General features: G+C 67.1%; 8 protein-coding genes and 2 pseudogenes. 2 read left to right on the top strand and 8 right to left on the bottom strand.

Going from position 1 to position 14002, the window contains the following annotated elements; genetic code table 11:
• Nucleotides 1-39: 39 nt before the first annotated feature.
• From uvrC to OL239_RS09490, 7 genes and pseudogenes are all read right to left on the bottom strand, one after another.
• Nucleotides 40-2056, bottom strand: a pseudogene (gene uvrC, locus OL239_RS09520) (excinuclease ABC subunit UvrC).
• Nucleotides 2057-2146: 90 nt separating this feature from the next.
• Complete coding sequence (locus OL239_RS09515; protein WP_268911609.1) at nucleotides 2147-2815, bottom strand: lysophospholipid acyltransferase family protein; 669 nt, start codon at nucleotides 2813-2815, stop codon at nucleotides 2147-2149.
• A complete protein-coding gene (locus OL239_RS09510) occupies nucleotides 2802-3485 on the bottom strand; it encodes an HAD hydrolase-like protein (protein WP_268911608.1) in 684 nt (227 codons plus the stop codon). The genes OL239_RS09515 and OL239_RS09510 overlap by 14 nt, the downstream gene beginning before the upstream one ends.
• 125 nt (nucleotides 3486-3610) lie before the next feature.
• Nucleotides 3611-6508, bottom strand: a complete 2898-nt coding sequence (uvrA, locus tag OL239_RS09505; RefSeq protein WP_268911729.1) for an excinuclease ABC subunit UvrA — start codon at nucleotides 6506-6508, stop codon at nucleotides 3611-3613.
• Nucleotides 6509-6583: 75 nt separating this feature from the next.
• The gene (locus OL239_RS09500; protein ID WP_268911607.1) at nucleotides 6584-6961 is read right to left on the bottom strand and encodes a GntR family transcriptional regulator; all 378 of its coding nucleotides are present in this window, start codon (nucleotides 6959-6961) and stop codon (nucleotides 6584-6586) included.
• A 129-nt stretch (nucleotides 6962-7090) separates the two neighbouring features.
• On the bottom strand, nucleotides 7091-9091 hold the full coding sequence (locus tag OL239_RS09495; RefSeq protein ID WP_442864265.1) for an ABC transporter ATP-binding protein: 2001 nt from the start codon (nucleotides 9089-9091) through the stop codon (nucleotides 7091-7093).
• Entirely contained in the window at nucleotides 9088-10821 is a 1734-nt protein-coding gene (locus OL239_RS09490) for an ABC transporter ATP-binding protein (RefSeq protein WP_268911606.1), read from the bottom strand. The genes OL239_RS09495 and OL239_RS09490 overlap by 4 nt, the downstream gene beginning before the upstream one ends.
• Nucleotides 10822-10992: 171 nt before the next feature.
• Between OL239_RS09490 and OL239_RS09485 the strand changes: the two genes are divergently transcribed.
• Nucleotides 10993-11631, top strand: a complete 639-nt coding sequence (locus OL239_RS09485; RefSeq protein ID WP_268911605.1) for an MBL fold metallo-hydrolase — start codon at nucleotides 10993-10995, stop codon at nucleotides 11629-11631.
• Between the two features lie 99 nt (nucleotides 11632-11730).
• The gene (locus OL239_RS09480; RefSeq protein ID WP_268911604.1) at nucleotides 11731-13140 is read left to right on the top strand and encodes an APC family permease; all 1410 of its coding nucleotides are present in this window, start codon (nucleotides 11731-11733) and stop codon (nucleotides 13138-13140) included.
• A 2-nt stretch (nucleotides 13141-13142) separates the two neighbouring features.
• On the opposite strand, the pseudogene OL239_RS09475 reads toward OL239_RS09480, so the two are convergent.
• Nucleotides 13143-13920 (bottom strand): annotated as a pseudogene (locus OL239_RS09475) (trans-aconitate 2-methyltransferase).
• Nucleotides 13921-14002: the final 82 nt, after the last annotated feature.

Genomic DNA, 14002 nt, shown 5'->3' with positions numbered 1-14002 from the left:
CCAGCGGCTGCAGGGGAAGAAGCCGATTACCCAGCCTAGCTAAGTTTCCATGATTTCGCCGGTGGTCATGTTGACGGCGGGGGCAGCGGGCTGCCCGCCCTTTTCCGCCAGCTGGGCGTGGACCGACGCCGCGAGGGCCGGCCCGATGCCCGGGACCCGCTGCAGTTCCTCCACGGAGGCATTCCGCAGCTTTTTGACGGAGCCGAATTCCTTGAGCAGGGCCGCGCGCTTGGCCGGTCCCAGGCCGGAAATCTCGTCCAGCAGGGAAGCGGTCATGGACCTGGCCCGCTTTTGCCGGTGGAAAGTGATGGCAAAGCGGTGCGCCTCGTCCCGGATGCGCTGGAGCAGGAAAAGCGCTTCGGAGGCGCGCGGCAGGATCACCGGGAAGTCGCTGTCCGGGACCCAAACTTCCTCCAGGCGCTTGGCCAGGCCCACCACGTAGATGTCGGTGATGCCAAGGTCCGCGAGGGCTCGGGAGGCTGCGGCTACCTGGGGCTGGCCGCCGTCGACCACGACCAGGTTGGGCGGATAGGCGAACTTGGCGCGCGGAGCCGCGGTCAGGGTATCGGTCAGCGGCTGGACGTCGGTGCCGGTGCGTTCGGCGGGCAGTTCCGCGGGAACCTCCGGGCGGACAGCGGGGTCGGCCGCCGGATCGGCGTTTTCGGCCAGGTAGTTGCGGAAGCGCCGGGAGATCACGTCGTACATGGCGGAGGTGTCGTCGCGGGCGGCGTCCCCGGTGATCGAGAACTTCCGGTAGTCCGACTTTGGGGAGCCCGTCCTCGGCCACCACCATGGAGGCCACCACGTTGGTGCCGGAAACATGGGAGATGTCGTAGCACTCGATCCGCAGCAGCGCCACGGGCAGGTCGAGGGCCTCCTGCAGTTCCTGGAGGGCGGCGGAGCGGGTGGTGATGTCGCCGGCCCGGCGGCTCTTGTGCAGCCGCAGGGCGTCGGCGGCGTTGCGCGCGACGGTCTCCATCAGGGCTTTCTTGTCCCCCCGCTGCGGCACCCGGAGGTCCACATGGGCCCCGCGCAGCCCGGAGAGCCACTGCCCCAGTTCTTCCGCGTTGGCCGGGAGCGCCGGGACCAGCACCTGGCGGGGAATGCGGTCCGTGGATCCGGCTTCGCCGTACACCTGCTGGATCAGGTGTTCCACCAGGTCCGCGGTGTCCGTGTCTTCGACCTTTTCGACGACCCAGCCGCGCTGGCCGCGGATGCGTCCGGCGCGGACGTGGAACACCTGGGCCGAGGCTTCCAGCTCATCTTCCTCGAGGGCGAAAATGTCGGCGTCGGTGTCTTCGCTGAGCACCACGTTGTTGCGTTCAAAGACCTTGCGCAGGGCGGCGATGTCGTCACGGAGCCGGGCAGCGGATTCATAGTCCAGCTCGGCGACGGCTGCCTGCATCTCCTTCTCGAGCGTGCCGATGAAGCGCTTGCCCTCCCCGGCCATGAAGTCGCACAGTTCGGCGGCCAGCTGCCGGTGGTCCTCCGGACTGATCCGGCCCACGCAGGGGGCGGAGCACTTGTCGATGTACCCCAGCAGGCAGGGGCGGCCGGTGCGTTCGGCGCGCTTGAAGACCCCGGAGCTGCAGGTGCGGACCGGGAAGACGCGCAGCAGGGTGTCCAGGGTTTCCCGGATGGCCTTGGCCGGGTAGAACGGGCCGAAGTAGCGGGTGTCCCTGCGCCGGTCCCCGCGCATCACCTGGGCGCGGGGGTACTTCTCCCCCATGGTCACGGCCAGGTAGGGGTAGGACTTGTCGTCCCGGAACATGATGTTGAACCGGGGGTTGAACTCCTTGATCCAGGTGTATTCCAGCTGCAGGGCTTCCAGCTCGGTGCCGACCACCGTCCATTCCACGCCGGCGGCGGTGTGCACCATGGCCCGGGTTTTAGGCATGAGGCCGCGCGGATTGGCGAAGTAGGAGTTCAGGCGGGACCGGAGATTTTTGGCCTTGCCGACATAGATGACCCGGCGGTGCTCGTCACGGAAACGGTAAACGCCGGGAGCGGTGGGGATCTCCCCCGTCTTCGGCCGGTATGTTGCTGGATCTGCCACTCTTCCATCCTACGGTCGCTGCGCGGCGCCGCTGCGCAGGCCCGCGCCGCTTTCGCCGGACGCTGAACCGGCCGGCCTGCCGGGCAGCCGCTACCCTTCGGCCTTGTTCTGGTTGTAGCTGCCGGAGCGTTCCTGCCCCGACAGCTCGGCAATGGCGTCCATGACCCGGTCGGTGGCCTGCCGGCGGGCCGGCAGTGCGTGGTCCGGACCGGTTTTCTGGAAGTAGAGCGGCCGCCCCACCTTCATGGTGAAGTGCTGCGGCTTGATCCACTTCCTGCCGGCCGGCTGCAGGTTCCCGGTGCCGATCAGCCCCACCGGGACCACCGGCGCGCCGGACGTCAGGGCGAGCCAGCCGACGCCGGTCCGGCCGCGGTACAGCAGGCCGTCGCGGGAGCGGGTTCCTTCCGGGTAGATGCCAATTCCGCTGCCCTGCTCCAGCCGGTCCAGGAGGGTCTTGAGCGCGGCCACTGATGCCGCCTGCTGGCCGCGCTCCACGGGAATGGACCCCACGCCTTCGAAAAACGTCCGCATGGCGGCGCCTTTGACGCCGGTGCCGGTAAAGTACTCCGCCTTGGCGAAGAACGCGACCGGCCGCGGCATCAGCGCCTGCGTGAGCACGCTGTCCAGGAACGAGAGGTGGTTCGCGGCCACGATGAACGCACCTGTGGCGGGCACGTTCTCCAGGCCGATAACAGTGGGCCGGCACAGGCCCGCGATGAGGCCCCGGGTGGACGCCCGCGTCAGGTCATAGACGCCCATGCGCGGTGTCCCTTTCCTGCGCCCGGAAGCGTTCGAGCTCCGTCAGCAGGTCACCGGCCGAGCCGGCGACGGCGGCGGCGCCGGCAGCGGCAAGCTCGCCGTCGGGGGCGAATCCCCAGGAAACACCGATGCATTCCAGTCCGTTGGCGGCGGCGCCTTCGACGTCATGCCGGCGGTCCCCCACCATCACCGCACGGTCATAGCGTCCGGCGTGCCGGTCCAGCGCGGCTCGGATGATGCTGGCCTTCCCGTCCAGGGCCGCGGCAGCCCGCTCGTCGGCCGGCGAACCGTGAACGGAGTCAAACAGTCCGGCCAGCCCCTGCATCCGGAGCAGGTCCCGGGCCAGCGGCTCCGGCTTCTGGGTGGCAACAGCCACTGCGGCGCCGCCGGCGCGCAGCGCCTCCACGGCCCCGGCGACTCCCGGATAGGGCCGGCTGCCGGCCATTCCGCTTTCCCGGTACCCGGCACGGTAATGCGCCACAACCTCGCTGATGCGCCCTTCCGGCACACCGGCAATTTCCCGCAGCGACGTGACAAGCGCCGGTCCGACCATCCGCTGCAGGTCCGCTGCGTCAGGCACGGGCAGGCCGCACGCTTCGAGGGCGGCACTGATACCGCCGGTGATGCTGCCTGCCGGATCCACCAGGGTTCCGTCCAGGTCAAAGAGCACTAAGAGCCGGGAATCTTTCACCGGGACAGTTTCCCACACCAGCGGCCAGGTACAGAAAAAGGCATTCCCGCCGGGGAATACCTTTTCCTGCGAAGTCCGCCGCGCTTCGGCTTAGGCCGGCGGTTTTATGCCGCGCCCTTTTGCTTGTCGAACAGTTCAGCCAGGAACCGGCCCGTGTGGCTCACCTCGGAGGATGCCACCTTTTCCGGAGTTCCGGTGGCAATCACCTGTCCGCCGCCGTTTCCGCCTTCAGGACCCATGTCGATGATCCAGTCGGCGCTCTTGATGACGTCCAGGTTGTGCTCGATGGTGATGACGGTGTTTCCCTTGTCCACGAGCCCCTGCAGGACCAGCAGCAGCTTGCGGACGTCCTCGAAGTGCAGTCCGGTGGTCGGTTCATCCAGCACGTACACGCTGCGCCCGTTGGACCGCTTCTGCAGCTCCGCAGCGAGCTTGACGCGCTGCGCCTCGCCGCCGGAGAGGGTGGTGGCCGGCTGCCCGAGCCGGACATAGCCCAGTCCGACGTCGACGAGCGTGTTCAGGTGCCGGGCGATCGGCGAGAAGGCGGCGAAGAACTCCGCAGCCTCCTCAATGGACATGCCCAGCACCTCGGCGATGTTCTTGCCCTTGTAGTGGACCTCGAGGGTTTCTCGGTTGAACCGTCCGCCGTGGCACACCTCGCAGGGCACGTACACGTCCGGCAGGAAGTTCATTTCGATCTTCAGCGTCCCGTCGCCGTGGCAGGCTTCGCAGCGCCCTCCCTTGACATTGAAGGAGAACCGGCCGGGCAGGTAGCCGCGCACCTTGGACTCGTTGGTTTCCGCGAACAGCTTGCGGATGTGGTCCCAGACTCCTGTGTAAGTAGCCGGGTTTGACCGCGGAGTGCGGCCGATGGGGCTCTGGTCCACGTGGATGACCTTATCGAGGTTCTCCAGGCCGTCGATGCGCAGGTGCCGGCCCGCGACGTGCTTCGCTCCGTTGAGTTTGGCCGCCAGCGTCTTGTACAGGATGTCGTTGATCAGGGTGGATTTACCCGAACCGCTGACCCCGGTCACCGCGGTGAAAACGCCCAGCGGAATGGAGACGTCGATGTTGCGCAGGTTGTTTTCCCGCGCCCCGACAATCTTCAGCTGGCGGGACTTGTCCACCTTGCGGCGCTTGGCCGGAACCTCGATTCTGCGGCGCCCCGACAGATACGCACCGGTCAGCGACCGTTCATTGGTGAGCAGGTCCGCCAGGGAGCCGGAGTGCACCACTTCGCCGCCGCGTTCACCGGCACCCGGTCCGATGTCCACCACCCAGTCGGCTTCGTGAATGGTGTCCTCGTCGTGCTCGACGACAATGAGCGTGTTGCCGAGGTTGCGCAGCCGGGCCAGGGTTTCGATCAGGCGCCGGTTATCCTTCTGGTGCAGCCCGATGGAGGGCTCGTCGAGGACGTACAGGACGCCAACAAGTCCGGAGCCGATCTGGGTGGCCAGGCGGATGCGCTGCGCTTCGCCGCCGGAGAGTGTGGCAGCGGCCCGCTCCAGGCTCAAATACTCCAGCCCGACGTCGAGCAGGAAGGTCAGGCGGGCCAGGATCTCCTTCAGGACCTGGTCCCCGATCTGCGCTTCGCGGGCGGTAAGGTCCAGTCCGCCGAGGAATTCCGCCGCTTCGCGCAGCGGCAGGGCAGCCACCTGGGCAATGTTCTTACCGTTGATCAGGACCGACAGCGACGCCGGGTTCAGGCGTGCGCCGCCGCACTCGGGACACGGCGTTTCGCGCATGTACTCTTCGTACCGGTCGCGGGCGCTGTCCGATTCGGTTTCGAGGTGCTTGCGGTGGATGTACTGGATGACGCCTTCGAAGCCGGTGCTGTACTTGCGTTCCCGGCCAAAGCGGTTCTTGTACTGGACCACCACCTTGTGGTCCTTGCCGTTGAGGATGGCTTCACGGGCCTTAGCCGGAAGCTTCTTCCACGGCACGTCCATGGAAAAGCCCATGTCCTTGGCCAGGCCGGCCAGCAGTCGGTTCCAGTACTCCAGCGTCGCGTTGCCCAGCGCCCAGGGTGCCACGGCTCCGGCGGCCAGGCTCAGGTTCGGGTTGGGGATGACGAGTTCCTCGTCAACCTCCAGCCGGCTGCCAATGCCGGTGCAGACCGGGCATGCGCCAAAGGGATTATTGAAGGAGAAGGACCGGGGCTCGATTTCGTCGATGGCCAGCGGATGCTCGTTCGGGCAGGCCAGGTGTTCGGAGAACGGCCGCACCCGGTCGGCGCTCTTCTCATCGAGGTCCACGAAGTCCGCCAGAATGCGCCCGTCGGCCAGGCCCAGTGCGGTTTCCACGGAGTCGGTCAGCCGCTGCCGGATGCCGTCCTTGGCGACCAGCCGGTCCACGACCACCTCGATGGTGTGCTTGTACTGCTTGCCCAGTTTCGGCGGATCCGAGAGCTGGACCTGCTTACCGTCGACCTTGGCGCGGGAGTACCCCTTGGCGGCGAGCTCCGCGAAGAGGTCAACGAACTCACCCTTGCGTCCGCGCACCACGGGGGCCAGGATCTGGAACCGGGTGCCCTCGGGCAGTTCGAGCAGCTGGTCGACGATCTGCTGCGGTGTCTGCCGGGATACCGGCTCGCCGCACACCGGGCAGTATGGGGTGCCGACGCGTGCCCAGAGCAGGCGCATGTAGTCGTAGATCTCGGTGATCGTTCCGACGGTGGAGCGCGGGTTCTTGGAGGTCGACTTCTGGTCGATGGACACCGCTGGCGACAGGCCTTCAATAAAGTCCACGTCGGGCTTGTCCACCTGGCCGAGGAACATCCGCGCGTAGGAAGAGAGCGACTCGACGTAGCGGCGCTGGCCCTCGGCGAAGATCGTGTCGAAGGCCAGGGAGGACTTTCCGGACCCGGACAGGCCGGTAAAGACAATCATGGCGTCGCGCGGCAGATCCAGGTCCACGTTGCGCAGGTTGTGTTCCCGGGCGCCCTTGACGACCAGGCGGGAAAGATCGTTGCCGCGGTGCGGCTCGTTGGCATTATCGGCCATCAAAGAGGTAGCTGTAGACACAAATTCCACTGTAGTTCACCGTTTGGTTCGAAGATGTATTCGACACCGCCCTGTTCACCGCAGGCGAAGCGCCGTTTCGGCATAGGTGAGGGCTTCCCGGGGATCAATGCCGTTGGCGCGGACGGAATCCGCGAAAACGGCGGCCGCCTCGGCGACGCGCCGCCGGCCGTTGTCCCCGGCCGCGGCAATGACAGTGCCCGCCCGCGAGCGCGTGGTGACCACTTCGGCCTGTTCCAGTTCACGGTAGGCCCGGGCCACGGTATTCACCGCCAGGCCAAGCCGGGCGGCGAGCGCGCGCACCGGCGGCAGGCGGGTCCCGACGGCAAGCCGCCCTTCATTTGCGGCGTCGAGGATCTGGACCCGCAGCTGTTCGAAAGGAGGAACGGTGCTGGTGCCGTCGATGCGGACCCAGGACAGGACGTCGTCACTCATGGGACCGCCTTCATGTTGGGAGCTGGTGCCGTCCGGGGGATTGCGCCGGCCGGGCTGGTGATGCGGGCCGGTTTCCACCCGCTGCAGTTCCATTTTGCCATGCCCGGCCCTCCGGTGCCGGGAGGAGGGTCACACCGGGGGGCCTGCCGCGTTCCCGGGGTCATCCGCCGCGGCGGGCTCCGCAAACTGGGAACGGTAGAGCTCCGCATAGAACCCCTCGGCCGCCAGAAGCCCCTCGTGGGTTCCCTGTTCAACAATTTCCCCGCCGCGCACCACCAGGATGACGTCGGCGTCCCGGATGGTGGACAGCCGGTGGGCGATCACAAAGCTGGTCCGGGCTTCCCGGAGGGCGTTCATGGCCAGCCGGATGGAGATTTCGGTCCGGGTGTCCACCGAACTGGTTGCTTCATCGAGAACCAGGATGGACGGATTCGCCAACCATGCCCGGGCAATGGTGATCAGCTGCCGCTGCCCCTGGCTGAGCGTTCCGCCGTCGTCCGCCAGCACCGTGTCGTACCCGTCGGGCAGCGAGCGCACAAAGTGGTCCACGTGGGTGGCCCGCGCCGCCTCGACAATCTGCTCCGCGGTGGCTTCCGGCGCCCCGTAGGCCAGGTTCTCCCGGATGGTCCCCTCAAAGAGCCAGGCATCCTGCAGTACCATCCCAATGTTCTTCCGCACATCGTCCCGGCGCATCCGTGCGGTGTCCACGCCGTCAATGGTAATCCGGCCGGCGTCAGGGTCGTAGAAGCGCATGAGCAGGTTCACCAGGGTGGTCTTGCCCGCCCCCGTGGGACCGACAATGGCAACGGTCTGCCCGGGTTCGGCGACAAAGGACAGATCCCGGATCAGCGGAGCGTCGGGTGAATAGCTGAAGTCCACGTGCTCAAAGGCCACCCGCCCCCTGACGTCCGGCAGGAGGAGCGGATCCGCCGGGTCGGGCTCCTGCTCCCGGTCATCCAGAAGTTCGAACACACGTTCGGCTGATGCGACACCGGACTGCAGCATGTTGATTAGTGACCCGATCTGTCCCAGCGGCTGGGAAAACTGGCGGCTGTACTGCACGAAGGCCTGCACTCCGCCAATGGAGAGCCGCCCGTTGGCCACCAGGATGCCGCCGACCACGGCAACCGCCACATAGTTCAGGTTCGAGATGAACTGCATGGTGGGCATGATGATGCCGGAAACGAACTGGGCCCGGAAGGAGGACCGGTAGAGGGTTTCGTTGGCCGGCCGGAAACCCTCCACGACGCGTTCCTGCTGCCCGAAGGCCTTCACCACGTCCTGCGCGCTGAACATCTCCTCGATGTATCCGTTCACCTCGCCCGTGGACTTCCACTGCTGCATGAACTGCACCTGCGAGCGCCGGGCAATCAGTACGGTGACGACGGCGGAGACCGGCACCGTAATCACCGCGATCAGCGCCAGCAGCGGGGAGAGCCACAGCATCATGCCCAGCACCCCCACAATAGTGAGCACGGAGGTGACGATCTGGGTCAGCGTCTGGGAGAGGGTCTGTGCCAGATTATCGATGTCATTGGTAACCCGGCTGAGCACATCTCCGCGCGATTCGCGCTGGAAATGGGACATCGGCAGCCGGAAGAGCTTGCCGTCCACGTCCTTCCGCAGCCGGTACATGGCGTTCTGGACCACGCGGGCCGTGACGCGTGCCTGCAGCCAGCCGAAGAAGAAGGCCGCAAGGTAGATGCCCAGCACCCCCAGCACCAGCACCCGCAGCCGGCTGAAGTCCACCCCGGCCCCGGGAACCACGTTCATGGCGGCGAGCATGTCCGCCAGCTGGTCCTCCCCTGCGCTGCGCAGCGCCCGGACCTGCTCGTCCTTGCTGACTCCCGGTTCCAGGCCGGCGCCAATCACGCCGTCGAAAATCACGTTGGTGGCTTCGCCCAGGATCCGCGGGGCAGTGACGGCGAGCGCCACGGATACGACGGCGGCGGTCATCACCAGCACCAGGCGCAGCCGGTCCGGACCCATGAGGGAGAGGATCCGCTTCACGCTGGCCCGGAAATTGAGGGGTTTTGCCGCCGGAGCGTGCCCTCCGCCGTGACCGGCCCCGGGGCCCCTGCCGGGACCGTACGCCGGCGGCCGGGAGGCGCCGCGTGCCGGGGCGCTCACTGTACTTCCTCGGCGGTGAGCTGCGATTCGACAATCTCGCGGTACGTGGGCGAGGAGGACATCAGCTCCTCATGTGTTCCCTGCCCGGCGATCCGTCCCTCCTCCAGCACCACGATCCGCGCGGCGTCGGTGATGGTGTTGACCCGCTGGGCGACGATCAGCACGGTGGAGTTGCGGGTGCGCTGCTTGAGGGCGGCCCGCAGCCGGGCATCGGTCGCGAAGTCCAGGGCGGAGAAGCTGTCGTCGAACAGGTAGACGGAGGGCCGGACCACCAGTGCCCGGGCGATGGTCAGCCGCTGCCGCTGCCCGCCGGAGAAATTCCCGCCGCCCTGTTCCACCCGGTGTTCCAGCGCCCCTTCGGAGGCACGGACAAAATCGGCGGCCTGGGCGATCTCCAGCGCTTCCCAGAGCTCAGCCTCGCTGGCCTGCGGCTTGCCGAACCTCAGGTTGGAGGCGACCGTTCCGGCAAACAGGTAGGCCTTCTGCGGCACCAGTCCGATCCCGCTGCGCAGCGACTGCAGCGTCACCGCGGCTGTGTCCTGCCCGTCAATGCTGATTTCTCCGGAGGTGGCATCCAGCAGCCGCGGCACCAGATTCAGCAGCGTTGATTTGCCGGATCCGGTGGAGCCGATGACGGCGGTGGTTCTGCCGGACTCTGCTGTGAAGGAAATCCCGTGCAGCACCGGCGCCTCCGCGTCCGGATAGGTGTAGCCGACGCCGTCGAACACCAGGCTTCCGCCGTCATACACCAGCGGGACCGCGCCCTGCGCGTCATGCACCGTGCTTTCAGTGTCGAGGACCTCATAGATGCGTTCAGCGCAGACGGCGGCGCGCGGGAGCATCATGATCATGAACATGGACATCATGACCGCCATCAGGATCTGCATGATGTAGGCGATGAAGGCGGTCAGGGCTCCGATCTGCATCTGGCCCGCATCAATGCGGTAGGCCCCCAGCCACACCACCGCCACGGACGCCAGGTTCGCGACGAGCATCGCGGCGGGGAAGAGCAGGGCCATGTACTGCGCGGTCCGCAGCTGCGTTCCGGTCAGGTCCCGGTTGGCGCTGTCGAAGCGGGTTTCCTCGGTGCGCTCGCGCACGAAGGCCCGAATGACCGCAACGCCCATGATCTGTTCGCGCAGGACCGAGTTCACCCGGTCGATCTGTTTCTGGGCACGGCGGAACAACGGAATCAGCCGGCGCAGCACCAGCCCGATCACCACGAACAGCACCGGCAGGATCAGCAGCAGGATGCCGGAGAGTGCCACGTCCTGGTTCAGCGCAAGCAGTACTCCGCCCACACCCATGATCGGCGCGGAAACCATCACGGTGAAGGTCATCAGCAGGGCCATTTGCACCTGCTGGACGTCGTTGGTGGTCCGGGTGATCAGGGACGGGGCGCCGAAGACCCCCACTTCCCGGGAGGAAAAGGACTCAACCGTGGTGAACAGGTTGTCGCGGATGTTCCGGCCCACGCTCATGGCCACCCGGGCGGCAAAGTATGTGGCGGTGACCGCACAGAGCACCTGCCCGGCCGTAATGGCGAGCATCCAGCCGCCAAGGCCCAGGATGACTCCCGTGTCGGCCACCACCACGCCGCGGTCGATGATGTCGGCGTTCAGGGTGGGCAGGTACAGCGTGGCTGCGGTCTGCAGGAACTGCAGGATGACGACGGCGGCCACGGCGCCCTTGTAGGGTGCCAGGTTCTGCCGGATGAGCCGTACGAGCACGCTTTCCTCCCGGACCGGCCGGTTCCAGCACCGGCACCATCCGAACGTACGCCGCCTCCCACGGGCAGGCAATACCCCCGGCTGCCCGTGCTCCGGCCGGCACCGGCGAGCGCCCCCGCTGTTCCCGTGGCTTCTCCCGGTTCGCCACCGGCCGGAACTAGACTTACCGTCATGTTCGATTTGGAGAAAGTCACTATCCGCAGCCGGTCCGTGGGCAGCATGGACAACAACGTCTACGTCATAACGGCCAAAGACACCGGCGCACAGGTACTCATTGATGCCGCCGATGATTTCCCGGCCATAGCCGGGCTGCTGGAGGAAGCGGCCGCAGACGCCGCCGTTCCGGCAAAGGTGGAGCTGATAGTCACCACGCACAGCCACTGGGACCATGTGCGGGCGCTAGCCGAAGCCGTACGGGCCACCGGAGCCCGGACGGCCGCGGGCAGCGAGGATATTCCGGACATCGAGGTGCCCACCGACGTACCGCTGGACCACGGAGACGTCGGCAGGTTCGACGGTTTTGAGCTGGAGGCCATTAAGCTGCGCGGCCACACGCCCGGCTCCGTCGCGCTGCTGTACCGCGGCCCGAACGGCCCGGCGCATCTGTTCACCGGCGACTCGCTGTTCCCGGGCGGATTGGGCAACACACAGCAGGATCCGGAGCGTTTCGCGTCGCTGTACGAGGATACTGTCGAACGTGTGTTCGATTATCTTCCGGACGACACCGTGGTGCACCCCGGCCACGGCGCCGGCACCACCCTCGGTGCCGAGCGTCCGCATCTGCAGGAATGGAAGGAACGCGGCTGGTAGGTGCCTGCCGGCGCCGCGGGGGGCCGGTCCGTTGACCGGCGCCGAGGGCGGCCGTACGCTCCAAGGGGGCTCTGCCGGACTAACTGAGAGCGTGCAGCCATGGCCAGTCCACCGTCAGCCAGCACACCGAGGGCACCGGGGCAGATCGGGCTGGTGTCATGTGTCGCGTTCGGCGTCGGAACCACGGTGGGCGGCGGAGTGTTCACGCTTTCCGGAACCGCCGTCAACCTGGCCGGACCGGCTGCCGCCCTGAGCTACATCCTTGCCGGGATCGTCATGTTCCTGTGCGCCCTGTCCTTCATCGTGGTCTCCACCCGCGCCAAGGACGGCGAGTCCGGATATGCCCCGGTGGGCACCCTTCTGGGACCCTTCTGGCGGTTCATCGTGATGTGGGCGTTCTACCTCAACGGCGCCACCATCATCGCCTATTTGGTGGTCTCCTTCGGAGACTATTTCAGTGAATATTTCCTGCCGGCGGCAAGCATCCTGCTGGTGGCGCTCGTGGTCACCGCACTGGTGACAGCCCTGAACCTCGGCCCGACGTCGGCGGTGGCACGGGCCGAAACGTGGATTGTGGGCATCAAGCTGGCCCTGCTGGTGCTGTTTGCTGTCTGGGGTCTGACCGAGCTGCGCCCCGACGACCTGGACCGTCCGCTTCCGTCGGGCACCGGCGGCGTATTCTCCGCGACGGCGCTGCTGTTCACCGCCTACACGGGATTCAACGTCATCACGAACATGGCCGGCTCGGTGAAGAACCCGCGCAAGACGGTGCCGCGGGCCATCATGCTGACCATCCTGGTGTCGGGCCTGGTCTACCTGGGCACGGTGCTGGCGATGACGGCCAGCGGCATCACCGTCTTCAAGGCAACCGGGGTGTCCCAGGCGGCCGAGATCGTGATGGGCAGCTGGGGCGGTCTGCTGGTGGCGTTCGCTGCGTGCCTGTCCACGCTTTCCGGCGCCAACGCGAACGTGCTCGGCGCCTCCGAAATCATGCTCCGCATGGTGGCCCGCGGCGATGTTCCCGCGGCCCTGGGCCGGCACACCCGCGGCGGCCACCCCTATGTGAGCGTGCTGCTGCTCGGGGTCATCACCGTGCTGCTGGTCCTCCTGCGCGACACCACGTTTGTGGTGTCGATCGCCAACGTCGCCGCGATCATCGCCATGGTGGTGGTGAGCATTGCGGCCGCGGTGCTGGGCTACCGCAAGTGGCCCGGTGACGGCGCGCGGCTGCCGCTGGGACCGGTGATCCCGATCTTGGCGGCGCTGGCGGCGGCGGGCCAGCTGCCCTCCCTGAACCCCGCTGCCCTGCTGGCCGGGTTCCTGCTGACCGCGCTCGGCGCGGCGCTGTATCTCTCCCGGCAGAACCCGCGCGGCGGCGCCGGCGCCCAGGGCCACGCGAACGCGCAGATTGATACGCTCAACACCCCCCTGATGCGGGCGGCCCGCAACCGGACGATCGATATTCCGGGCACCTGGCCCGACGAGCGGCACCTGCCTCCCGAGGCCTGAGCTTAGCCCTGCTTCCGGCCCACCATGAAAATACGCCGGAACGGGAAGACTGTTCCCCAGGAGTGCTGCGGATAGGCTTCGCGGAGCAGGGCCGCATATTCGGTTTCGAAGCGCGCAAAGTCTGCGGCGTCCAACGCGTCAATGACCGGCCGCAGCGCGGTTCCGCGGACCCATTCCAGCACCGGGTCCTCACCGTGCAGCATCTGCTGGTAACTCGTCTCCCACACGTCGGCCTCAAAGCCGGCTTCAATGAGCAGTCCCAGGTAGTCCTCCGGTTCATCCACGGCGTCGCTGTGGCGCAGCACGCCGTCAAGCTTGTCCGCCCATTCTGCGCTTGCCGCCAGTTCCCGCATCAAGGCATGCGAAGGCGCCCCAAGTTTCCCGGCACCTGGACGGCCAGCCAGGCACCGGCGTCCAGCTGCTTGGCCCAGCGGCGCATCATGTCCGCGTGGCCCGGCACCCACTGCAGGGCCGCGTTGGAAACCACCACATCGGTGCCGGGCTGCGGCTCCCACTCCTCAATGCCCGCCTGCACAAAGTCCAGGTTGTCCGGTGCCAGTTCCAGAGCCCTGGCCTGGTCCACCATTGCCTGCGAAGAGTCGACGCCGGTGACCTGCGCACCGGGCCAGCGGGCGGCGAGCGCGGCAGTCAGGGTTCCCGGACCGCAGCCCAGGTCAGCAACCCTGCGCGGATTATCAGCGGCGATGCGGGCCGTGAGGTCAAAAACGGCCGGTCACGGTGCGAGGAGAACTGTGTGTACTTCCGGGGATCCCATTTCATGCCGCCGAGCCTAGCAAAGGGGCCGGTGCGGCAGCGGCCGGGCCTTCATCCCGGGTCATGCGCGGATGGCCGCCGCTGCCGC

The sequence above is a fragment of the Arthrobacter sp. ATA002 genome, assembly GCF_026898095.1.
Taxonomy (GTDB): domain Bacteria; phylum Actinomycetota; class Actinomycetes; order Actinomycetales; family Micrococcaceae; genus Arthrobacter_B.
Note: the sequence above shows the minus strand (reverse complement) of the source record. Positions and strands in the feature narration are given on the sequence as shown.